Raw genomic sequence first — 25,651 nt, 5'->3', positions numbered from 1 at the left:
TCCGGTCTCCTCTTAAACATAGTTCAGAGGGAATATTTCTTTTTGGGTTCTTTAATTTAAATTTACATTTTTGCAGTGTAAATAGGTGAATGAATGACTCAGGAACAGATTTTTATTAAACAGCTCAAACAAGGAAGTATTCAAGCTTTCAATGAGTTGTTTTATCTTTATTCATCTCGGTTGTATGGTTTTGGCTATAAATACCTGAAATCAGATACTGATGCCGAAGAGCTGGTTCAGGACGTCTTTCTTAAGATCTGGAAAAACCGGGAGAAAATTAATGAGGAGGAAAACTTTCGTGCTTACCTTTTTACCATTGCCTTTAACCAGATACGAGATTATTTTAAGTATAAAAGTGTTTATCTGGATGTAGAGGAATTTCAATATTTTGAATATCAGGATAATACTACGGAGACTTCCCTTACTTTTCGCTCAGTTCTGGACCAGATTACTCAACTACTCCAAAGACTTCCGGAAAAGAAGCAACGTATTTTTCATCTAAGTAGATTTGAAGGTAAATCATCTAAGGAAATTGCTGAGATTGTTGGTGTTACCTCCAAGACAGTAGATAACCAGATTTCGGAAGTGATAGGATTTTTGAAACTTCATCTTAAGAAATCCGGTTTTTTGTCATGGCTTTTCTTCTATTTATTTCTGCTTTAGGGTACTTCTAAGCCCTGGAGGTTAGTCATGGCTATTGCTCTCAGGTGCTTAGGCTGTTTACATCAGCTTCAATTCTTCTTGTTGAACAACACATTTCTTAAAAGAATAAAAAAAATGTGATTTTTTTTCGGGAGATTTTGGTTTTAAAATGGTATTACTTTTAAAGACCTGGAGATTTTCCGAATGAAACGAGGTTCGATTGTCCGGGACGAGTTCCATCAGACCAATAACTTAGATGATTTTTATGCTGATGAATAAAAAGCAACAACAAATATTTGATGATTATCTGGCTGGCAGAGGCGACAAATCATCAAAGCGTAAGTTTTTTCAGTTGTTCAGGGAGGAGGCAGGCATTCCTGATCTGAAGAAGCGCATGGCGCAGGACTGGGATACAACTTCCTTTGTGAACCCTCATAAAGATTTATCTCCCATCCTGCAGAAAATTCATTTTTTGATTAGATCTGATTCGGAGAACGCTTCAGGTGGTAAAAAAATGACAAGGACGTTGAAATTACTTGGCAGAATAGCTGCAGTTCTGGTCCTTCCACTTCTGGTCATAAATGCTTTACTATTCTTTTTTGCTGAGAAGCCTGAATCGGAACCAACATTGGTGGAAATTATTTCCCCTATGGGAGCCAGAGTTAGAACTGAATTGCCTGATGGAACCATTACGTGGCTGAATAGTGGTTCTGAATTAAGTTATTATATCCCATTTAAAAAACGGAATGTCAATGTAAAAGGAAATGCCTTTTTCGATGTGAAAAGTGACTCGTTACACCCCTTTACAGTCAGAGGAAACAATGCTGAAGTGAAAGTTCTTGGGACACGTTTCAACGTGGAAATGTGGCCCGGAGAAGATATTGTAGAGGTAGTTCTGGAAGAAGGTGTCGTGGAATTTAAACCTGATAGGTGCGAACAATCATTTCAAATGACACCTGGTGAACAACTGGTCTTTGATAATGAAAAAAGAAAGCTAACCCGGAAACAGGTTGAGCCTGAAATATATTCCTCCTGGATTGATGGAAAGTTATTGCTTCGGGGAGAAAATATGGTTCGAACAGCCAGAGAATTGTCACGCTGGTTTAATGTGGATGTGGTTGTGGAGGATAGCACCATTTATGATTACACTTTCAGGGGGACGTTCAAGGATGAAAAACTTGAAGATGTTTTGAGGTTGTTAAAACTGACTTCTCCAATAGATTATGTAATTGAAGATAATAAGCAAGATAGTGCAGGCAATTTTTCGAGAAAGAAAGTAATCATTCAACATCAATAAATTGAAAATTTTATGAATGTAACTTCAAAGTTGAACAGTAGTTAATTTCGTGAACTTTTAAAAGATTTGTTTTTTAAAAAAAGGGGAAGAGGAAGCGGCAACTTCCAAATCCCCAATGTTGTACTTAAAATCATTACAAAGCTATGAAAAAAATTCCTAAGAGAGGAATAGGGAACAAGTGTGCCCTTACTAAAATCTATCGTATTATGCGAATCACACTCTTCTTTCTACTAGTCGGTGTTACCCAGTTGTTTGCAGAGGAATCTTACGCTCAGGTTAAAATGCTTACTATTGATCTTGAGAATGTAAATGCCGAAACTGTTCTTGATGAGATTGAAAATCAAAGTCAGTTTTATTTTCTGTATAATGAAAAATTTGTTGACATGGATTTTGACACTTCTGTGAAGTGTTCAAAAGAGAATATTTTTGAAGTTCTTGATGCTCTTTTTTATGGTCGGGATATTTCATATAAAGTAGTCGATAACCAGATTATTCTTTCAAAGAGAAAAGCTTCTTCGGAAGATGTCCCGCAATCTGAGAAAATTATTACTGGAAGAGTGGTTGATGGTCAGGGGGAACCGATTCCCGGAGCAACCGTTTCTGTTAAAGGAACTACTCAGGGTACCATTACTGATGTAGAAGGGAATTATTCGCTTAAAATTCCTGGTGATGCTGATGTTTTGTTGTTTTCTTTTGTTGGTATGGAATCCAGAGAAGTTGCCATAGGCGATAAAAGCCAGATCGACGTTTCCCTGAGAGAAGACATGGTAGGCCTGGATGAGGTTGTTGTTGTCGGATACGGGACACAGAAGAAAGTCAACCTTACTGGTTCTGTGGCCAGCGTTGATAGCAAGTTGATGGAAAATCGTCCCATGAGTAATGTCTCCTCCGGCTTATCAGGTTTGCTTCCGGGAGTGTATGTGAATCAGGGAAGTGGTATGCCCGGAGGTGACGGAGGTACCATTCGGGTGCGCGGAGTAGGTACCTTAAACAATGCTGCCCCAATGGTTATTGTGGATGGAGTGGAATCAAGTATGGATGAGCTTTCATCCGAGGATATTGCTTCCATTTCTGTGTTGAAAGATGCGGCTTCTGCTGCTATTTATGGTTCAAAAGCTGCTAACGGAGTTATCCTGATTACGACAAAAACCGGAAAAAGCGGGGAGCCAATGGTGCGATACTCCGGTGACTTCGGTTGGCAGGCTCCCACCGATTTGCCTGAATATCTGGGGTCTGCAGAATATGCTTCGTTGTACAATAAGGCCCTGCAGGTCGAAGGGAAAGATCCACGGTTTACAGATGCAGATATTGAACTTTTTCGTAACGGGCAGGATCCTTACGGCCATCCAAATACCGATTGGCTCGATTTACTTTATTCCGGGTCAGGCTTTCAGACATCGCATAATGTATCTGTTTCCGGAGGTTCAGAAACATCTCAATACCGTTCTTCCGTTGATTATCAGAAGCAGGATGGTATTGTGGAACATACAGGAAAAGAACGATATAATGTACGTACCAATCTGAAGAATGATCCATATGAATGGCTGACAACAAATGTCAATCTTTCTTATACCCGTCAGACCTTGACACAGCCTAATAATGCTTATGTTGGCGGAGGACTGGATCAGATTATTCGTCAGGCGTACCGTATTGCTCCATGGATTCCCTATAAAAATGAAGATGGTACATATGCTACCATATCTGATGGTAACCCTATTGCCTGGCTTGATCAGGGGGAACAAATCCATACAAAACAGAATTATTTTCTGGGAGTAGGTTCACTTACTTTTAAAATTTTTGAAGGCTTTACGGTTAAAGGTACTGCTTCGTTGCGTACTTACAAGGAAGATAAAAGTTCTAAAAACAAAGAGATTCAGTATAATGAGTCTAAGTACCATGGACCCACATCTATAGAGCAATTACATGTAAATACCGAACGAATTACCGGTGATGTAGTTGCCAATTATGACAAATCAGTTGGTGGACACAATTTTGCTTTAATGGCAGGATATCATGCCGAGGCATATGATTATAAAAGGACACGTGCTTATCGGGAGAATTTTCCCAGTACCATGTTGGATGATCTTAACGGTGGCTCATCCAAAGGAATGGTTGGCGAAGGTTACACCCGGGAGCTGAACATGATTTCATGGTTTGGACGTGTAAACTATGATTATCAAAGCAAATACCTGTTTGAAGCTAATTTGCGGTATGATGCATCCTCCCGTTTTAGTGAAGATAACAGATGGGGAGCCTTCCCTTCTTTCTCCACCGGATGGCGGCTTTCGGAAGAAGATTTCATGGATGATCTGGAATCAATCGATAATTTAAAGCTAAGAGCTTCATGGGGAATGTTGGGAAATCAGGCTGCATTAAATTCCTATTACCCTACCGTTCCAACTTTGTCTTTAGGGCTTGATTATCCCTTTAGCAGCAGTATTGCCTCCGGAGCAGCAATCGTTTCTGCTAAAAACCAAGATCTGGTGTGGGAGAAAACGACTTCATGGGGAATTGGAGCTGATCTTACCCTTTTTCACAAATTGAATTTTACTGTTGATTACTACGACAGGAAAACCACAGATATTATAATGGCAGTTCCTTCTCCCGAAACGTTTGCACTGTCCGGGTTTTATGATAACGTAGGAGAGATGTCCAATAAAGGGGGTGAATTTACGTTTCAGTACAATGATAAATTCGGAGATGTAGGTTTTAACTTTGGAGGTAACTTCGCTTACAATAAAAATGAATTGTTAAAGCTTGCCGGACAGGATCAGATTATCAGTGGAAGAACCATACGGCGAATAGGAGAGTCTGTAGATTCTTTTTACGGGTATAAAACCAACGGGCTTTATCAATCAGAAAGCGAAATTGATGACTGGGCAGAAAATACTTTATATAACAGAAGTGAGCTGAAACCCGGAGATCTCAGGTATGTTGATGTTACGGGCGATGATAAGGTTACCAGCGAGGATCGTACTATTCTGGGAAATTTGACACCTGATTTTGTTTATGGTTTTAATGTCGGGGCAGATTATAAGAATTTTGATTTTCTGGCGATTTTCCAGGGTACTTTGGGGGGATATGGATATATGGATTTTGATGCTATTGGTACCGTAAACGGGGATGCATCCAAGCCTTCTGCAATTTGGGCCGATAGCTGGACTTCTGACAGACCAAATACTTCAGTGCCTCGTGCCATCGCCAACTTATACGGACCAAGTATGCCCCAGAATCAAACAACCGAATACTGGCTTAGAAGTACCAATTATCTAAGGCTTAAGAATCTGCAAATTGGATACAATATCCCTGAAAATGTTCTTTCCAGACTCGGCGTTTCAAAAGCACGCATTTATTATAGCGGTCAGAATTTGTTTACGGTAACGGATTATCTGAAAGGATGGGATCCTGAAGCTCCTTCAGGGAGAGGAAGCGGTTATCCTGTTGTTATGGTAAATTCTTTCGGAATTAATGTGTCATTTTAAAAGGAAAAAGAGATGAGAAAATATATAATTATCTTAGTTTTTGGGTTTTTAACTGCATCCTGTGGGGAATCTTTCCTGGATTTGGCGCCAAAGGATGCTTTATCTCCTGCAACATTTTGGAAGTCAGAAGGCGATCTTGAACTTGCCCTTACAGGTTGCTATTCCGGTTTTGAGAGCGGTGACTGGTTGATGTATCGTGAATGTGGTTCTGATAATGCTTTCAACAATTTCCCCTGGGAAGGTTGGACCAATATAGGGAATGGGACCTTGTCTGCTGCAGATCCCGGAAGTAGTTATTTTAGTTACACCACCATTTATCGTTGTAATGAACTAATTGCCAATGTTAGCACTATGAATCTGGAGGCATCAATCCTTGAGGTATATGAGGCTCAGGCTCGTTTTATCAGAGCGTATAAATATTATCAGCTTGTAATTAATTATGGTGATGTGCCGCTTGTTACAGAGAATTTTGGTTCTCCCGAAGAAGCTAAGATCCCCAGGGATTCAAGGGAAAAGGTTTTAACGTTTATTCAGGATGAATTAAAAGATATAATTAATATTCTGCCTGAAGCATATTCATCAGATGACTTTGGAAAAGCAACCAAAGGGGCTGCCCAGGCCTTGTTAATGAGAATCTATCTTTATTATGGAGAATATGAGGAAGCTTTGACTGTGGCACAAAGCATTGAAGGGTATAATCTGAATCCCACCTTTTCCGGTGTTTTTAGTCCTGACAATGAGCAAAATGACGAAGTTATATTATCCGTTCAGCAAACGCCGGATATGTATAGTATCAACTTTACACCCTACCTGCCCAATGGTTCCGGAGGTTGGTCTTCAGTAGTTCCCACCCAATCGTTGGTTGATAGTTATGAGATGGCGAGTGGATTGACGATTCAGGAAGCTGAAGAGTTGGGGCAATATGATCCTCAAAATCCATTTGTGAACAGAGATCCCCGCTTGCGTGCTTCCATTATCTACCCGGGACAGGTATGGCAGGGAGAGGTCTATAAGTCTGTGGAGGAAGGAGATGCAAATTATTATCAAACCGCTGATAATGCATCCAAAACAGGATACAATTTCAGGAAATATTTAAATTATTTGGATGCTTCTCCGGATGAGCCTTACTGGAATTCAGGGCTGAATATCATTGTTTTCCGTTATGCAGAAGTTTTACTTACCATTGCTGAAGCCAAAGTGGAGTTAGGGGAGATTGATGATGAGTTATATGCTGCCTTAGATGCGGTAAGACTTCGGGCAGGAATGCCTGCTGTGGACAGGACCAGATATAATACTGTCGAAAGCCTCAGAGCATTGGTGCGCAATGAACGCCATGTAGAATTTGCCATGGAGGGTTTGAGAAGAGATGATATTATCCGTTGGGAAATTGCAGAAGAGGTGATGAATGGACCATTGTATGGCGCAAAACTTGGGACTGTTTTGGATTCAGAACAGGATAATGGCGATTACAATGTGCAATTGACGGGAGATCCCATATTTGTTGAAACCAGAAGATTTGAAGCACCAAAACATTATCTGTTACCGATTCCCCGATCAGCTATTGATAAAAACCCCGAATTAAAGCCCAATAATACAGGTTATTAATAGTTTGTTGATATACGAGAGCTCGTGGCCTTTATGAATCTTCACGAGCTCTTTTCTTTGAATTATGTTATTGTTGAACGATATAAAAACAAAAGAAAAATGACCAATCGCAGATCATTTCTTAAAAACATAGCAATAGGTTCAGGGGTTATTGCTGCATCTCCGGTAATCAATGCCTGCACACCGAAAGAACAAAGTGAGAAAGCACATATTAAAAGGGCCTCGGAGATAAAGCCCAAAATGCATTTTAATATGTGTGGTTACCGTGCTCCTAAGCTGGATACAGTACGCATTGGTTTTGTCGGAATTGGTGACAGAGGAATCGGTGCCGTAGAGCGAATGACTCATATCGAGGGCGTTGAAATCACGGCTGTTTGTGATACGCGGCAGGCTGCGATGGATGGAGCTCAGGCCAAGCTTGTGAAAGCAGGGTTGCCTAAAGCTAAAGAATTTACCGGAAGTGATACTGCTTTTAAAGAATTGTGCGATAGCAATATTGTTGATCTTGTATATATTGCAACTCCCTGGGAATGGCATGTCCCGGTAGCCATTGCTGCCATGAAAGGAGATAAGCATACCGCGGTTGAAGTTTCTACCGCCAAAACCATGGATGAGTGTTGGGAAATGGTGGAGGTTTCCGAGCAAACCAGAAAACATTGTGTCATTCTTGAAAATTGTTGTTATGACTTCTTTGAGTTACTGACACTTAATATGGTGCGTCAGGGGGTGTTTGGAGATTTGATTCACGGGGAAGGTGCTTACATTCATGATTTGGATTATTGGCATTTTAATAAACCTCAGGATCAAAAGCCCGGTGGTGATGGAGCTTATGACAAGTTGTGGCGTCTGCATGAAAATACACGGATGGCTAATGTTTACCCCACTCATGGTTTAGGACCTATTTGTCAGGCTATGGACATTAACCGCGGTGATCGAATGGATTACCTGACTGCAATGATGTCGGATGATTTTACTTTGGCCAATCGTATTAAAGAATTGGCTCCCGATCGCCCCGACTTACGGCAATTCGTAGGTAAAGAAATGCGGGGCAATATGGATATGCAGATGATTCGTACCGTGAAAGGGCGTACCATCATGATTCAGCATGATATCAGTTCACCACGTCCATATTCACGTATTCATATGTTGAGCGGGACAAAATGTTTTGCCCAGAAATGGCCGCTTCAGCACATCGCCTTTGGGCATAATGTGGCCGATGAAGCAAAAATGAAAGAACTACAGGAAAAATATACTCCCGAAATAGTCAGGCGTGTGGGGGAGATGGCTAAAAAAGTAGGTGGCCATGGTGGAATGGATTTTATTATGGATTGGCGTCTGATCGATTGTCTCAGAAATGGCTTACCGGTGGATATGGACGTTTATGATGCTGCTGCCTGGAGTTGTATTACTCCTTTGAGTGAGTGGTCTATTCTTAATGGCTCTAAACCTATCGATATTCCTGATTTTACCAGAGGTGCCTGGAAGACAAATAAACCGATTGACCTTACAATGAAAGAAGGAGGTAATACCGGAGTTCGGAATGTTACTTCGGCGGATTCCAAGAGCCAGTTAAATGTGCATTAGACTGATTCATTTTCTTTATTGGTCGCAATGCTGTCAATGAAGAGAGAGGGGGAGATGACTCTACCCCCGGGGCATTGCTTTGGGCTGTTGCTCTAAGGCTTTCAGCCTGTTTTTGCTTAACCTGCTTTATGTGTAAGGTAGGTTAGAAAATTGTTGAAAATTAATGTTTTAAGTTGATGAAACGAGCATGATATTTTTTAAGTAAAAATTCCACAAAAGAATATGTTTAAAAAATATTATGCGAGAGCGAAGCGGTTCCATTCGTTCTCAAATTTTTATTTAGTTTTTTTATCAGATAATTACAAAATTTTAAACGAATGAAAAAGTCGTTGTTAAGTATATTTTTATTCGCTCTTTTGGGAGCAGTTTCTTATGCTCAGGAACTGCCTGACTGGGAGAACCCATTGGTGGTTGAACGAAATAAGGAACCCGGAAGGGCGACATTTACATCCTATCCTACAGCAGAGGAAGCTTTGGAAGGAGAACAATCACCATTTTATAAATCGCTAAACGGAACCTGGAAATTTCATTTTTCTAAAAATCCAGCTGAGCGTCCGGCCGATTTTTATGAACAGTCGTTTGATGTAAGCAAATGGGACAATATTCAGGTCCCCGGAAACTGGGAGGTGGAAGGATTTGGTATTCCTATTTATGTCAATCATCCCTATGAGTTTGCCGATGCCCGAACTCCCGTAACCGAATTACAAAATGGTCCTGAGCCTCCGAGAATACCTCGAGATTACAACCCGGTGGGTTCGTACCGTCGCACATTTGAGATCCCCCAAGATTGGGACGGGCGTCAGGTTTTTATCGAACTAGGTGCTGTGAAATCAGCATTCTATATCTGGATAAATGGAGATAAAGTAGGATACAGCCAGGGCAGTAAGTTACCTTCGGAATTTGACATTACATCTTATGTGAAGACAGGAAAACAAAATACCGTGTCACTGGAAGTGTATCGTTGGAGTGATGCCAGTTATCTGGAATGTCAGGATTTTTGGCGAATCTCAGGGATCGAGCGGGATGTGGCCATTTACAGTCAACCCAAAACCCGTATTCGCGATTTTGAGGTGGTTTCAACGTTGGACGACAGTTACAAAACAGGAGAATTGGATCTTTTTGTTGATGTGAAGAATCATTTGTCAGCCAATAAAAACATCACAGTGGCTTTTGAAGTAGCAGAAAATCAGGGTGCTGTAATTGCAAAAGAATCTTTAGTAACCGTTCCCAAAATGAGTGAGGTAACTGTTAACCTGGATGCCGCCATCGAAAATGTGAAGGCATGGAGTGCTGAACATCCAAATTTATATCACATCACCATTCAGTTGATCGATGAAGATGGGGCGGTTCTTGAGGCGATATCCCGAAAAATTGGATTCCGCTCTGTGGAGATCAAGCGTGGTCAGCTTCTTGTGAATGGCGTACCTGTAACTCTCAAGGGTGCTAACCTGCATGAGCATCATCCCGAAACAGGACATGTGATGGATGAAGATATGTGGATGCGGGATATTGAACTCATGAAACGAAACAACTTTAATGCAGTTCGTTTAGCTCATTATCCACAGGCGGAGCGGTGGTATGAGCTTTGTGATCAATATGGATTATACATCGTGGATGAGGCTAACATCGAATCGCACGGTCTTTATTACGGAGAAAACTCTCTGGCTAAGAAACCGCTTTGGGAAAAGGCCCATGTGGCGCGTATGACCCGGATGGTGGAACGCGACAAGAATCATCCTTCGGTTATTATCTGGTCTATGGGAAATGAAGCCGGAAATGGTGTTAATTTCTATGCCGGCTACAAGGCTATTAAAGAACTGGATAGCAGTATGCGCCCCGTTCAGTATGAGCGGACGGAGGTAGGTAGTCGATTTGCTCTTGATTTTGAGTGGAATACAGATATTATTGTGCCCCAATATCCCGATCCGGCAACATTCGAATGGTTTGGGAAGAAACTGCTCGATCGTCCTTTTATTCCTTCCGAGTATGCCCATGCAATGGGGAACAGTATGGGAAATTTTCAGGATTACTGGGATGTAATCAATCGCTATCCGCAACTTCAGGGTGGCTTTATCTGGGACTGGGTTGACCAGGGCATTCGTTCGACCGACAGTGAGGGGAATGAAATTTTTGCTTATGGCGGCGATTATGGAGAGAATATGCCAAGCGACGGAAATTTCCTGCTCAATGGTATTGTTGATTCTGACAGAACCCCACAGCCTGGTCTTTTTGAAGCCAAAAAGGCACACGAATGGGTGAAATTTCATGCGTTGCGATTGAATCAGGATGTTGCCAAATTGCTGGTGGAAAACCGTTACGACTTTACCAACCTTAGAGCGTTTGCTTTTCAGGCCATGGTCAAAGCAGATGGAAAGATATTAAAAACGATAGATCTGCCGCTTCTGGAAACTCCTCCTCATGAAGGAGAAACGGTGACCTTCGATATTTCGGGTGTCAACGTAGAGCCCGGAACAGAGTATTTTCTTGAAATTCAGGTAACTAACCGTCAAAAGAAAGGTGTGATTGCCCGGGGGCATATTGTGGCGCGTGAACAGATTAAATTGCCGTGGAAATCTGAGCATGAACAAGCGAATTTCTCCGAAGAGACCGTTGATATGGAGGAAACCGGAGATGCGTTTGTCTTTAAGGCAGGAGAAACTCAATTATCCATCGGTAAGGAAACAGGAACCATTGTAAGCTATCGCTTCAAAAAAACCAACCTGTTGACAGCAGAAGGCGGTCCGAAACCAGATTTCTGGCGTGCACCTACCGATAACGATTTCGGGGCCGGGATGCCACAACGTAACATCAACTGGAAAAAGGCCACCCGCAATCAGCAAACAGAATCGGTTGAAGTCAGCTCCCTTGAAAATGGAGAGTTTCAGGTAACAACAATATGGAACCTTCCTGATGTGGGAAGCCGGTTTCATACTATTTACACCATTCATGGAAATGGCAGTGTGACTCTGGAAAACAAAATGGAAGCCTCAGATTCTGAAAAGAGTGATTTGCCACGCCTGGGAATGGTACTTACTATGCCCCGTGAATTTGATCAACTCACCTGGTTTGGTCGCGGAATATGGGAGAATTATGTGGATCGGAATGTTTCATCGTTTATCGGGCTTTATACATCTGATGTTGCTGACCAGTTGGTCCCTTACGAGCGCCCACAGGAAAACGGAAATAAAACCGGAGTTCGCTGGGCGGCAGTTACCAATTCAAAGGGGGTTGGTTTGTTGGCTGTCAGCAAGGAGCATCCTGCCAATGGATTCGAAATGACTGCAATGCCATACCTGACTGCAGATTTTGATGCCCGTGAAGGATATGAGTATGGTCCGGTGCATGAAGAGCAAAAACATATTGCCCGGGTAAAGGAACGCAATCTGGTACGTTGGAATATTGATTACGGACAACGGGGAGTGGCCGGTGTCAACAGCTGGGGAGCACAACCTTTAAAAAAATATCAAATTCCTGCAACGGAAGATTATTCCTGGAGTTTTACCCTGATTCCGGTTACTGAAAATAATACCGACTACCTGACAGGGAAAAGCAAGCAGATTTCTGTTGCAAAATGATGATGGAAAATGATACCATAACAGATTAATATGCACTTCCATGGCTATAATTTTTTTTGTTATGGCCATGGAAGTTTTAATATAAGAATATGGGGAGATGATTGGAAAGTCCATATTTTTTAATTTTCCAGGAATGCTTAGGAGTAAAGGATGGATACCTGCCTGAGGGGAGCGGTTTTTTACTTCTTTGGAGAAAAAAACCAATCGAAGTACTGAATTTTGGAGAAGTTTTAATTCGTATTACCAAACTATAATCGCTATGACACCAGAACAAATTACCGAACAGTTTTCCATAGATGGTACGGTTGCAACCATTAAACCATTTGGCAATGGACTTATTAACACTACCTATAAAGTTCGGACAAGTGAGAGTGATGCTCCCAACTATCTTTTGCAAATTATTAATCATCATATTTTTCAAAATGTTCCTGAACTGACCCGCAATATAGAGCGGGTTACCAGTCACATTCGGGAAAAACTTGAAGCGCAGGGGACCGATGATATTGACCGACGCGTTTTAACTCCTGTTAAGACCAGTGATGGCGAGGGGTTTTACAAAGATGATGAGGGCAATTACTGGCGTATGTTTCTTTTTATTGAAGGAGCCCATTCTTACGATCAACTTACCAATGCCAAACAGGCTGAGGCGGGAGGGAGAGCCTTTGGCCAATTTCAAAAGCTGGTTTCTGATTTGCCGGGAGACCCTCTTTACCCGGTAATTCCCGGATTCCATGACACCGGGATGCGCATAAATAATTTTAAAGAGCGGGTGAAGGAAAATCCGGTTGGGAGACTGGAGGAGGTTCAGCAAGAAGTGGATTTCTTAATGGAGAGGTCAGACGAATACAAGAAAATAATTCAGATGGGCCGTGAAGGGAAAATTCCACAACGCATTGTTCATCAGGATACAAAATTTAATAATGTACTCCTGGATGAAAATGATGAGGTTCTTTGCGTGATTGACCTGGATACAGTAATGCCCGGTTATGTTTGCTATGACATTGGTGATGCCATTCGTAATGGTGCCAATACGGGCAAAGAGGATGATCCCAACCTGGACAATGTGGGGATTGAAATGGAGCTTTTCGAAGGTTTTATTAAAGGTTTTCTTCAGGAGACTCGCGATATTTTAACTGCAGAGGAGAAAGCAACCCTGGCATTTGGAGCAAAACTGCTGACTTATGAACAGGCTGTACGGTTTCTGGATGATTACCTGGATGGAGATAAATATTATAAGATTGAATATGCGAATCATAACCTGGTCAGAGCCAGAGCTCAAATGAAGCTTCTGCAAACAATGGAGGACCACTGGAATGCTATGCAGCGTATTGTTGAGGAACAATGATTCAGCTTGGCTGAGATTGATTTATATACCTTAGAAACGTGAGAAAAGCCTTTCCGGATTGCCCGGGAAGGCTTTTTTATTTCAACCAATTATCCCAATGGTTATTTGAAGTGATTCTCTTTTTTAGTATTTTGAGGAAAACCTCAAATGTTGATAAAAATGCCGGCTGAGAACAGAATTATTGCGCTTATCGACCTGGAAGAAACTTCTTCTGTATTGGTTTCATTTGTCCATAAACTGAGTCGGGAATTAAATGCCGGTGTTGTATTTGTCCATAAACTTACCGGAGCAAAACCTTCCATGGCATATCAGGATGTACGGTCCGGACTTGAAAGAGCCGAAAAAGCGGATGCCTGGGATTCCCTCAACAAGTTTACCAGACCTTTCGCATTTGAGGATGTTCAATTTAAAATCGGCAGGTTTGATTTTCCATCAGTTTTGAACCAACTGAAAGGTGATGACTTTATAGATTTTGTTGTGGTGGGAATTAAAGAGTCGGGATTGTGGAAAAAACTTTTTTTAGGTACAACAATTCTTACTGTTATTGATGATACTGAGTTTTTTGCCCTTGGTGTTCCTTTGAATCAGGAAGAGGTAATTTCGCGAAGGTTTAGTTTTATCTGTTCCAGTAAGAATCCTTTCAATACTAAACATCTGGAATTGCTTGTGCAGATTATGAAGAAGTTGATTTCTACCATTGAACTCATTCCTTTAGTTTTTGATAAACAGCATACTGACTATCTTGGAGAATTGGCAGGGAAGCTGAGAGATTATGCTCCCAAAGTGGGAATAGACATTGTTAACGAGCCATTGTCCGGAGACTGCAAATTATTAAATGAGTCGCCGGATACAGTTATTGTTATACAACAGGATGTAAAAGCATTGAACGATAGTGTTTTCCAAAATACCCTGATCCATGAAATGGTTTATGATGGTTGTATGCCATTAATTGTTGTTCCGAAATAAGACAATCCAAAAAGAACAAAAATTCTGTGAAGAGCTTAACAAAAAGTTTATTTTGTGGTTAATTTAGCAGAGGCCTGTCAAGCTCTTCCCGCGGGAATAACCGGCCTCCTTTTATATGTAGTTAATAACCAAGACGGATAGAGAACTCAGATGCTTTTGACAATAGAGAATATACTGCTAATAGGGTCTTTGATGCTTTTTGTGAGCATTATTGCCGGAAAAACCTCTTACCGGTTTGGCATCCCTACTCTTTTGCTATTCCTGGCCATCGGGATGCTTGCGGGTTCCGACGGCATTGGTCGGATTCATTTTGACAATCCTCAAATTGCTCAGTTTATCGGGGTTGTTTCCCTTAACTTCATATTGTTTTCGGGTGGGTTGGATACCAACTGGAAGTCGGTTAAGCCCATATTGGGGCAGGGAATTGCTTTATCTACATTGGGAGTGTTGCTGACAGCTTTGTTGTTGGGGACTTTTGTCTGGTTTGTTACTGATTTTACCATTTATGAGAGTCTTTTGCTTGGGTCGATTGTTTCATCTACCGACGCAGCAGCGGTGTTTTCCATTCTACGATCAAAAAGTCTGGCGCTTAAAGCTAAATTACGTCCCACCCTTGAGCTTGAAAGCGGAAGTAACGACCCCATGGCCTATGTGCTGACCATCGCCTTTTTGTCTTTGGTGGTGAATCAGGATAAAAGTCTGATTTCTATAATCCCCATGTTTTTTCAGCAAATGATACTGGGTGCTATCGCCGGGTTTTTGTTTGGCCGGATAAGCAAGTTTGTAATCAATAAGATCAAGCTTGTTTTTGAAGGACTTTATCCGGTGCTGATGATTGCTTTGATGTTTATAACTTTCTCCACTACCGATGCATTGGGGGGCAACGGATTTTTGGCCATTTACATCAGTGCTGTTTATTTGGGCAATCAGGATCTCATACATAAAAAAACCATTATGAAGATGTATGATGGTTTGGCCTGGTTGATGCAAATAATACTCTTCCTGACGTTAGGATTGCTTGTCTATCCCTCCCATGTTTTTCCGGTGATGGGGATCGGACTGCTGGTTTCTCTTTTTTTAATTATTGTTGCTCGTCCTGTAAGTGTGTTTATCAGTTTGATGTTTTTTAAAATGAAAATCAGAAGACGCTTTTATATTTCGTGGGTTGGGTTTCGTGGGGCGGTACCTATTGTTTTTGCTACCTATCCACTGCTTGCAGGGATCGATCAGGCTGAAATGATTTTTAATATCGTATTTTTTATTTCGGTCACTTCCGTGATGATTCAGGGCACTACCCTGACATTGGTTGCCAAATGGTTGGGTGTTGCCCTGCCCGAAAGAGTTAAGCCCATCTCCGAAACGGAAAAATTTATTTCCGAAATTCCCAAATCGGCGATGAAAGAAATTTCCGTGGCGCCTGCCTGTTATGCTGTTGACCGGCGTATTGTGGATTTGGGCTTTCCTAAAAGCACTATTATTGCTATGATAAAACGGGGAGACAGGTATATCACTCCGAGTGGCTCAACGGTTATTGAACCTAATGATACATTATTGATTTTGTCGGACGATGAAAAGAGCCTGAGAAACATTCAGGATTATCTGACAAAACCCGGGAAGTAGGGGAATGATTTTTTTCCTGACCAGAGATTGCTTCGCTTTGCTACCAATCACTCACTTTCACCTTAATGGAAGGGGGTGGCAAATTGCAGGGCGGTCAAATCGTCCTACTATCTGCCAACCCCTTCTATATCACTCGGAGACCCGGTTATTGCGAGGGCCATGCCCGAAGCATTCTCTAATGACAAAAACGCTACTTTAAATTATAGCCTTTTTCTATTTTACTTGATTGTAAGCGAATAAACCTGGTCCTTTTCGGTCTGAAAATCGTATAAATAGGTTTCAGGCAAAGAAACAGTTCTTTGTGGGGCTTTTTCTGAAATAAGTGGCGTTTTAATTTCGGGTTTCTCAAAGAAAAGATTGGGGTTTTCCCCTTTTGCTTCCTTTAAAGTAATGCTACCGGAAATTTTCATTTCATTGGGTACCCGAATTCTGCAATTACCGCCCAAGGTTGATTTGATTTCTGCTTTTATCAGGTGGCCGTTTTGCCACTTAAAACTGACTTCAAAACCGCCTGGAGTTCGCAGACCGGTTATTTCGCCGTTCTTCCAGTCATCGGGAAGAGCCGGCAGAAAGTGAATGGTGCCGTCGTGACTTTGCAACAACATTTCCGCAATACCAACTGCACATCCGAAGTTTCCGTCTATCTGGAAAGGAGGGTGAGCATCCAGCAGGTTGGGATAGGTACCGCCACCTTCACCAGAGTTGTTGTCAGTTCCAACCAGTGTGAGCTGGTCTTGAATTAGCTTGAAGGCATGATTTCCATCTAGCATACGAGCCCAGAAGTTCACTTTCCAGCCCATGGACCATCCGGTAGATATGTCACCCCGGTGTTTCATGGTTGTGCGGGCTGCCTCAAATAACTCAGGGGAAGAATAGGGTGAAATTTGGTTGGATGGGTGCAATCCGTAAAGGTGTGAAATGTGACGGTGCTTATCATCAGGACTGTCCAGATCTTCCATCCACTCCTGTAATTGTCCGTGTTGTCCAATTTGCATAGGTGGTAAACGGTCAATAATTCTTTGAAAATCGTTGATGAGTTTTTCGTCCTCGTTAAGCAGGGTGGCTGCTTTTTTTGTCTTAGTAAAAAGGTCGAAAAGGATCTGATTGTCCATGGTTGCTCCTGCAGTAACTGACGGGCGACCGACGGGTGCATTTTCCGGTGAGTTGGAGGGATTGACCACCAACCAACCGTTGGAAGGTTCTTCAACCAGAAAATCCTGATAAAACTTGCATGCGGATTTCATTATCGGGTAAACCGATGCCAGATACTCCCGATTGCCACTGTAGAGGTATTTATCCCAGAGATGCTGAGTGAGCCAGGCGCCGCCCATGGGCCACATACCCCAAAATGCGCCGTCAACTACCCCGGTAATACGCCAGATGTCTGTATTGTGGTGGGTTACCCAACCGTTGCACCCATACATATTCCGGGCTGTTTGTGAGCCTGCTTCCGATAAATCTTTGACCATTTCTATCAGAGGCTCATGCAATTCCGGAAGATTGGTTTTCTCAGCCGGCCAGTAATTCATTTCGGTATTGATGTTGATGGTGTATTTACTGTCCCACGCCGGATTGGTGCTGTTGTTCCATATCCCCTGAAGGTTGGCGGGCTGTCCGCCCGGGCGCGAACTGGAAATCAGCAGATAACGGCCAAACTGATAATAGAGTGATACCAGCGCCGGGTCGTTGGTATGGGAAAAGTTTTTGATTCTTACATCCGTGGGGCGCTGACTGGCCGGGGTGGTGCCCAAATCCAACGACGATCGGGTGAAATATTTACGATAGTCCCTGATGTGGGCTTCTTTGATTTCTGAATACTCTTTTGTTTGGGCGGCAGTCAGAAATTTCCGGCACTTTTCATTCTCATCAGCTGTTAACGTTTTGTAATCCACAAAATTGGTAGCCATAGATATTAGAATGACCACTTCGCTGGCATCTTTAACAGTGATTTTGTCTCCATCAGCAGATGTTGCACCATCCGTATTGAGTATTTTGGCGAGGGTATTGAATTCTACTTTTCCTTCGACTCTTTCATGATTGCCGGAAATACCGGTCATTTCGAGAGTGCTGGCATCTACCGCTTTGGTGTTCTTTGCCAATGGGCCGATTAGATTGGCAGTGAAAGACAGACTTTCCGGTTGGTCGGCAGATAACTTTACCACAATGACCTGATCGGGGAAGGAAGCAAAAATCTCTCGTTTGAAATTCACATCATCGACGGTGTAGGAAGTAGTGTGCAGTGCTTTTTCAATGTCCAGCTCCCGGGAATAGTTTGAATAATTCTCATGTCCTTCGAAAGTGAGGTTGAGATTGCCAATAGTCTGGTACATGGAACCATGCAGTTGTTCTGCTACCATGTTTTCATTGACTATTTTTTCCGCTTCGTGATATTTCCCTTCAAAGATGAGGTTCCGTACCTCCGGTAAGGCCTCAATAGCTTTGGGGTTATCGTTGCGTGACGGGCTGCCCGACCAAAATGTCTCTTCGTTGAGCTGGATGTTTTCCAGGGTAGGATCACCGAATACCATCGCTCCCAGGCGGCCGTTTCCAATGGGAAGTGCTTCATTCCAGACTTTCGCCGGCTTGTCGTACCAAAGTTTAAGGTCGCTTTCCTGTGCTTCGTCTTTGTTGCATGCTCCCAGTAGGAGAAAACTAAAAGCAAGAATTAAAATTTTTCTTAATGAATTCATGATTGATTGCATATCATATGATTTATGAGATTAGCACTCTGCTTTAGCGATATATTCTCGTCAGAGACGAGTGGTACAAAGCCCCTCGTTCGGAAACGAGGGGCAGTGGGTAGTCTTCTCCTCCTGTTTCTTTAGTGGCAAAACTCACCCCCTCGTTTCCAAACGAGGGGGTGGTTGACTCTCGTCTCAGACGAGGGTTTTTAAGAACGGTCAATGCTCTATTCTGTTATCTCGTCACTGATTTTAAAGTAATCGAAATCCACATAACCTCCTGTTTCTTTGGTGGCAAAAGAGAACAAGCCAAATCGATATCCCATAAAGTGTTGGGGTAGAGAATATGCCATTTGCAACGGCTCTCCGATTTTTTCCCAGTCATTGCCATTCAGACTGTAATAGAACCAGGCTTTGTCTGTTCTGTTTCTATAATCGCAGTCGATTTTTAACCAGATTTGATCCTGTTCCAGCGGAATGGTTTCCAGTTCTACAGGTTTTTCGGTTTCTGCACTCACCATGAATATTGATTTGCTGTTGTTTTCCATTTCTACCCCCACAAATCCGTATCTTTTTTGTAATGCCACCAGACCGGCGACATCTCCATCTTTCATGCCCTGAGCTTCAAGCAGGGTAGAAGCAGAACTGACGGGGCCGAAGGTGCGTTGTGTCAGTGTATTTCTGGTTTGCTCCACATTGTCATCAATGCGTCCGTTGGTCAGGCGTAAATAGCCTTCTCTTTCTGTCAAAGACCAGTAACGGTCATCAGGGTTATGGTTCCATTGCCAGGCAAGAGGAAGCTTATTTCCGTCAAAATCATCAGAGGTGACAATGCCTGATACGCCAATGTTTTGAACCGCAATATCCAAAGTGTCCGGCACTTTTCCGTCTATCCCCAGAACGGGCCATTCGTTCTCCCACTTCATGGGCATGATGTAAGGCATTCTTCCTACTGATCCATAATCGCGGAACATATAGGCATACCAGTCGCCTTCGGGGGTGTCTATGATACTTCCCTGAGCAATGCCGCGATCCTGAAGAGCCACTTTCCCTTCATAAGGCCCGGTTATTTGATCGGCCCGGTGTACTACAACTGTGCGCATGCCTCCCTGTGGCCAGGTGATGTTGAAAATGTAATATTTGCCGTTGTGCTTGATGATCTGTGACCCTTCGGCGTGGAGCATCAGATTTTCAGATGCTACCTTACCTGCATCAGGAACGATTACCTGATTGATGCCATCAGGTTTGACACCCGATAAATCTTCTTTCAGTTCAGCAATCCGGATATTGCCTCCGCCATAAATCAAATATATTTTTCCGTCATCATCGAAGAAAAGGGAATTGTCGTGCAATACCGGTTCAAAAGTAATGGCCTCCCATGGCCCGTTTTCAATGTCTCTGGTTTTGTAGATGTGCGTTTTTCCGGAAGTTGCCGAAAAAGTGGATACGTAAAATGTATCGTTTTGAAAACGCAGACTGCTGGCCCAGGAACCTTTGCCATATGCACTTTTCCCGTTTTCGAGACGAAGCGCTTCGTTATTTGCAAGTGTATCGTAGGCATAGTTGACCATCTCCCAGTTCACCAGATCTTTGGATTTCATGATGGGCACTCCGGGGCTCATGTGCATGGTGGTGCTGCTCATGTAGTAGGTGTCGTCCACGCGAATGATGGAAATATCCGGGACATCGGCGTGAATTACCGGGTTTTGTGCAGTTTGTTGTTGTTCTTGTTGTTTGCCGGAACAGGAACTCCAAAAGAAGCCGGCAATTAGAATAATGAGTACTGAATAACGTGTTTTCATTTGTATAATGTTTTTTAGTTTGAGCGATTTCAAATCCGCGAAATATAATCGTGTGGATTCGGAAATCCACACGGACGGAGTATTCGACACTCTCAGGGTCCTGCTCCTCGATTCCGATCGAGGGGCTTATAATCCGTCGTCTCTGACGACTAACTCGTCAGAGACGAGAGGTCTAAACCCCCTCGATCGGAATCGAGGGGGAGGGGTCCCTGAAAGGAGCCAACTTAACTATTATCTATAACCTGATTTCTATCTTTTCTCCAACGTAATTTACTGAATTTACAGACTGTCCTTTAGCCAGTCCCGTTCCGCAATTTTCGTTTACTACAACAATATTAAAAATCCGTTCTTTCAAATATCCCGGATATTGACCTTTCCGGTCGGCAATGGTGAGGGTTTGATCTTGTTCGTTGTATTCGAAAGAGATAACTGAGAATTCTCCCTTTTCGTAGTTATAGTTCTCTCCTTCATCTTCGTAAAGGTTAATGCTTCCATCAGCTCCTTTGTAAATTCTTATTTCCAAAGTGTCAGCAGAGGCTTCCCCGGTGTGTTGAATGATTTTGCCCATTGGAACAATCGATCCTGCCTTGACAAATAATGGAATCTGATTTAATGGCGCATCGGCAAAAATGGTCTGTCCACCTTCTATCAGTTGTCCGGTCCAGAAGTCATACCAATTTGTGGTTTCCGGAAGGTAAACTTCGCTCTCCGAGGCACCTGGTTGGGTGACGGGAGCTACCAAAAAGCTGTTGCCAAACATATATTGATATTGGTGATTTACGATTTCTGCATCTTTTCTGAAATCCATCACAAGGGGGCGCATGATGGTTGATCCATTGTTGGTAGTATTCCAGGCTTCCGAATATATGTAGGGGATGAGGCGGTAGCGTAAGTGCAACATCTTACGCATGTTATTTTCAACTGTTTGACCATATTTCCAGGGTTCCGTTTCCGACTGGTAACCATGCACACGGAAAATGGGGTTGAAAGTTCCCCATTGAAACCATCGGGTCAGCAATTCATGATATCCTTCATCGGTGTATTGCGACGCGCCCGGACGGAAGAAACCGCCTATGTCGGAAGTCCAGTATGGTAACCCGGTGATGGTGAAATTGAGTCCGGCAAGTATTTGTCGTCTGTATCCATCCCATGTGCCACCAACATCGCCTGACCAGTTGATCATGCCATATTTCTGCTGACCGGAGAATGCCGACCGGGTCAGAATACAAACTCTTTTGTCGGAGGTGGTTTCGCGCTGACCTTCGTAAACAGCTTTGCTGACCATTAATGGGTAGGTCAAACGGTAGAAATTTCCCGGTCCGATATGTGTCTGTGTTCCTTTTAGTGCATCATTTTCAGGCTCTACGGCATCCATCCACCAGGCATCGACCCCGTGGACAAACAGATTTTCCTCCAAGGTGTTCCAGTACTCTTGTCTTGTTTTCGGGTTGAAATAATCCAGCCATTTGGTTCCGGGAATAAAGCGGTTTCGCTCGACATATTCTTTACCCAGATCTGAATTTTTGTCGGGATTTGACCAGATTGAAATACAGAAATGGGCATTCATATCATGAATTTTACTGATGAAACCCGATGGATTGGGATAATTTTCTTAATCAAACTGAGGAACGCCCCAACCCTTGTTGCCCCAATATTGCCAATCCTGGACAATGACATCCATAGGGAGTTCTCTTTTACGAAATTTTTCAACTGTTTCTACCAGTTGTTTGCCTGAAGTATAACGTTCCCGGCATTGCCAGAAGCCATAAGCCCATTTGGGAAACAGGGGTGCATTACCTGATAAGTTACGATACGAAGAGATCACTTCATCAGCTGAAGGACCGTAAAAAACGAGGTAATCCAACTCTTTGGCGTGGGGTGACCTGAAGGTAGTGGTGTTATCATTTCGTTTCCAGGATAATTCGGGGTTGTTGTCAGACTTGCAAATTACCTGGACATCGTGTGCGCCTTTTTCGAGATCTACCAAAGTGCTGACGGTGGGAGGGAGCCACATATTGGATTGGTCAATGTATGGTTTGTCATCGATAACCACATAATAACGGTTCCCCATATCGCCCAGATCCAGGAAAACCGAGTATTCTCCATTTTCCGGAACTGTGAATTGCCCTGTATAGAGGGTTTGATGCTGTGATACTTCTTGCGTTCCGGCTGTGGTAGTAACCTCTATAAGATTTTCATCACCATCAGGTTGTTCCTGTTTTTTCAAATCAATAAAATTGTCTGCCGGATTGTAATCGGTAACACCATACTGATGCCATAATAAGCCGTAGCCTTTGCTTGAATAGATAAAAGGGATGGCAATTTGAGCGTTGACCTGGGTCAAACGACGAGTAATCCCTTTTAAGTTGTAGTGACCATCCTGAAATTGTCCCAGACCGAAGATGGACTCGTCTTTGGGGGATTTAAAACCCTGTTCTGCGATGAAACAAGGTTTGCCATCCACTGAGTCGGCAACCAGTTTTCTGCTTCCGGGTTTTTCCTGAAGAAAAACCTCTCCCGTTGGAGAAGTATAAGCGATATTGCCGGTTTCTTTGTCCACAACCACATGGATGTTTTTTAGTTTGATGGCTAATTTGGAAGAAGCTTCTGTTGTTTCGAATTCAGGTATTGCGGTTTTGTTGGTCAGGATAAATTCGGGAATATCCGGTTTTTCCTTTTTAAAAAATTTGATTCTTACTGCATTGTCGGATGCAGGATAGATGCCAAGTGTTCCCTCGGGTAACTCGATGGTTATACCCTCAGGGTTTTCTGTGTAAGTGAAATTTTTCTGGCATCCCGTCAGGATGAAGAAAAGAATAACAATGAAAAAGCTGAGATATTTCATGGTTAACCGGAGTTGATGTGTGATTGGTAGAAATTAACTCGTCGGAGACGAGAGGCAAAGGCCCCCTCGATCGGAATCGAGGGGGAGGAGTAATGAAATGATATTTGTATTATTGTTGTTTCAGAACAAACCCACCGTTTGGCTGAAGGTTAACTGAGAATTTCCCGGTTTCAGGAATGGTGACCGTTGCCATAGACGGCGACCCATCTTTTTTGTCGTTATAGAAATATACTTCCTGTCCGGCCAGCATGGGGAGTTTCAGGTCGAGTTTTTTGACCTCTTTTTCAGCGTTTACCCCTGCGATAAACCATTTGTTCCCGTTTCGGCGGGCCAGCACACTGTACTTCCCGGGAAAACCGTCAATAAAGCGGGTTTCATCCCATGTGGTGGGAATGTTTCGCATAAATTCCACTTCAAATTCCGGAACGTCTGTGAGGTTATTGGGTGTAAGGGCAAAAAACTGAATTGGATTTTGAAAAAGAATACCTGTGGCCAGCTGGAAAATATCGGTGGTTAACCTTTTTTGTCCTTCCTTGTTTCCTTTATTCAGATATTTGTTAAGAATCACACCGCCAAACTCCATACTGGCAACAGTATTGCGCATAAATGGATGTAAGGATGCGTAAAATGCTTCTTTTTCACGCACATCCTGCACGAAAACAAGCATCTCAGAAGCCAGAACTGCTTCGGAGCCCACAAAATTGGGATACATACGTTCCCATCCGCGGGGCAGAGTAGCTCCATGAAAGTTCACCATCAGACCGTAATCATTGGCATCGGAAAGAATATCTTCATACATACGCATGGTTTCCTGCTTGTCGCCACCCAGAAAATCCACCTTCAATCCTTTGACGCCCATTTTCTTCAGCCATTTCATCTCTTTCTTGCGGGCAATGGAGGTATTCATTTTATTTAGTGGTGTTTGGAAAGCATCATTGGCCGAGCCATTGGAATTGTACCACAAAAAGACACCAATCCCTTTGTCCTCGGCGTATCTGATGAGTTCTTCCATCTTCTCATAGCCTATATTTGTATCCCACCAGGCATCAATCAGAATGTATTCGTAATCCATGGCTGCTGCCAGGTCGATGTATTTTACCTGATCGGCATAGTTCATGCTGATGTCCTGCCAGATGATCCAGCTCCAGGTGCTGCGTCCGTATTGGTAATCTTTAGAAGGCTCATAAAGTGGTTCCACCACATCCCAGGGGATGGTTGTTTCTACAATAGGTTTGAGCGATTCACCCACTGTGATAGTTCTCCAGGGCGTTGCTCCGGGAAGTCCCATTTGTGCACCGGTACTGCCAAAGCCATTGTTTTGCCCAGGATTGGGATATTCAACGGTATAAACGCCATTGTTGAATTTGCTCAGGTGGGAGGCATTGTATTGACTTCTTACGCCTGTTTCTGACAATAAAACCCATCCGTTATCTCCGATCTGGAACAAGCCCGGGAATACATATCCTTCCGGTGACTGATTCTCCTCCATCGAAACATTGGCCTGATAACCGCTTTCGTAACTGGGAGCGGTGCGTGCAAATCCTTCCATTGGCCTCATCATGTATGAGAGAAAGCTTTTGGTTTTTGTGGGAAATCTGTACCCTGTTGCTTCAGAATTTACGACAATAGCTTTGGTATCTACCCACATTGGCAGCTCATAACGAAAGGCGATGTCATTGTTGCTTACCTGAAAAAGAACAGATATCTGTTTCTCGTCTGCATTGGAAAAAGTGCATTTCAGTGAATTGGCCTGGTACTCAACAAAAGAATGCTTGATTTTTGCTTGTGTATATGTTTTCTCTACTTCCCCGGTGGAAGATTCAATAAAGCTCATGCCGGTGGTGAAATCTCCCTCGTTGGTGTTTAATCCTAGCGGAGAATTTTCCAGCATGGTCTGACCATTATAGGTGACTGAATAAACCGGGTTTCCGCTTCTAATATCGACACTTAGCTGAAGCTTTCCGTCGGGACTTTCTACCTCGGCCACCTGCGAATAGGCTGCTGTAGAGAATAATACAAAGCATAAGGTTATTATGCCTGGAATAATGTTTTTCATAGTAATTTCTTTAATCTTATGTTATGATTTTTGATTCAGTACAAGTCTGCGTTCCTGCGTTAAAAAGATACTTCTAACAATACACAAAAGCATACGACACCTTCAGCGTCGATATCCTATAGCTTGTGAAAGCTATAAACATAAGAGCCCT

The 25,651-nt window shown here is 42.8% G+C and carries 13 protein-coding genes and 1 pseudogene; 9 read left to right on the top strand and 5 right to left on the bottom strand.

Going from position 1 to position 25,651, the window contains the following annotated elements:
• The first annotated feature begins 93 nt into the window (after nt 1–93).
• The 9 genes from W7W_RS0106815 to W7W_RS0106770 all read left to right on the top strand — a co-directional run bounded on the left by W7W_RS0106815 (nt 94) and on the right by W7W_RS0106770 (nt 16,116).
• Nucleotides 94–663: an RNA polymerase sigma factor gene (locus tag W7W_RS0106815; protein WP_010663056.1), complete on the top strand. Its 570-nt coding sequence runs from the start codon at nt 94–96 to the stop codon at nt 661–663.
• Nucleotides 664–913: 250 nt separating this feature from the next.
• Nucleotides 914–1,939: a FecR family protein gene (locus tag W7W_RS0106805; RefSeq protein ID WP_025006879.1), complete on the top strand. Its 1,026-nt coding sequence runs from the start codon at nt 914–916 to the stop codon at nt 1,937–1,939.
• Nucleotides 1,940–2,082: 143 nt separating this feature from the next.
• Nucleotides 2,083–5,421 (top strand): TonB-dependent receptor, encoded by a 3,339-nt coding sequence (locus tag W7W_RS0106800; RefSeq protein ID WP_010663054.1) that lies wholly within the window; start codon nt 2,083–2,085, stop codon nt 5,419–5,421.
• 12 nt (nt 5,422–5,433) lie between these two features.
• Entirely contained in the window at nt 5,434–7,026 is a 1,593-nt protein-coding gene (locus tag W7W_RS0106795) for a RagB/SusD family nutrient uptake outer membrane protein (RefSeq protein WP_010663053.1), read from the top strand.
• A gap of 99 nt (nt 7,027–7,125) precedes the next feature.
• Nucleotides 7,126–8,610, top strand: coding sequence for a Gfo/Idh/MocA family protein (locus W7W_RS0106790; RefSeq protein ID WP_010663052.1), 1,485 nt, complete (start codon nt 7,126–7,128; stop codon nt 8,608–8,610).
• A 317-nt stretch (nt 8,611–8,927) separates the two neighbouring features.
• On the top strand, nt 8,928–12,185 hold the full coding sequence (locus W7W_RS0106785; protein ID WP_010663051.1) for a glycoside hydrolase family 2 TIM barrel-domain containing protein: 3,258 nt from the start codon (nt 8,928–8,930) through the stop codon (nt 12,183–12,185).
• 259 nt (nt 12,186–12,444) lie between these two features.
• A complete protein-coding gene (locus tag W7W_RS0106780) occupies nt 12,445–13,530 on the top strand; it encodes a phosphotransferase enzyme family protein (protein WP_010663050.1) in 1,086 nt (361 codons plus the stop codon).
• Nucleotides 13,531–13,689: 159 nt separating this feature from the next.
• Nucleotides 13,690–14,496 (top strand): universal stress protein, encoded by an 807-nt coding sequence (locus tag W7W_RS0106775; RefSeq protein WP_157202450.1) that lies wholly within the window; start codon nt 13,690–13,692, stop codon nt 14,494–14,496.
• Nucleotides 14,497–14,646: 150 nt separating this feature from the next.
• Nucleotides 14,647–16,116, top strand: coding sequence for a potassium/proton antiporter (locus W7W_RS0106770; protein WP_029510436.1), 1,470 nt, complete (start codon nt 14,647–14,649; stop codon nt 16,114–16,116).
• Between the two features lie 218 nt (nt 16,117–16,334).
• On the opposite strand, the gene W7W_RS0106765 is transcribed toward W7W_RS0106770, so the two are convergent.
• The 5 genes and pseudogenes from W7W_RS0106765 to W7W_RS0106750 all read right to left on the bottom strand — a co-directional run bounded on the left by W7W_RS0106765 (nt 16,335) and on the right by W7W_RS0106750 (nt 25,500).
• Nucleotides 16,335–18,818 (bottom strand): glycoside hydrolase family 95 protein, encoded by a 2,484-nt coding sequence (locus tag W7W_RS0106765; protein WP_234408609.1) that lies wholly within the window; start codon nt 18,816–18,818, stop codon nt 16,335–16,337.
• A gap of 206 nt (nt 18,819–19,024) precedes the next feature.
• Nucleotides 19,025–20,599, bottom strand: a complete 1,575-nt coding sequence (locus W7W_RS0106760; RefSeq protein WP_010663046.1) for a glycoside hydrolase family 43 protein — start codon at nt 20,597–20,599, stop codon at nt 19,025–19,027.
• Between the two features lie 235 nt (nt 20,600–20,834).
• Entirely contained in the window at nt 20,835–21,167 is a 333-nt protein-coding gene (locus tag W7W_RS23840; protein ID WP_234408630.1) for a DUF5110 domain-containing protein, read from the bottom strand.
• A 15-nt stretch (nt 21,168–21,182) separates the two neighbouring features.
• Nucleotides 21,183–23,444, bottom strand: a pseudogene (locus W7W_RS23835) (TIM-barrel domain-containing protein); the annotation flags it as partial.
• 109 nt (nt 23,445–23,553) lie between these two features.
• Nucleotides 23,554–25,500: a glycoside hydrolase family 97 protein gene (locus W7W_RS0106750; protein WP_010663045.1), complete on the bottom strand. Its 1,947-nt coding sequence runs from the start codon at nt 25,498–25,500 to the stop codon at nt 23,554–23,556.
• Nucleotides 25,501–25,651: the final 151 nt, after the last annotated feature.

The organism is Marinilabilia salmonicolor JCM 21150 (assembly GCF_000259075.1).
GTDB classification, from domain to species: Bacteria; Bacteroidota; Bacteroidia; order Bacteroidales; family Marinilabiliaceae; genus Marinilabilia; species Marinilabilia salmonicolor.
This window is presented reverse-complemented; position numbering and strand designations above follow the sequence as displayed.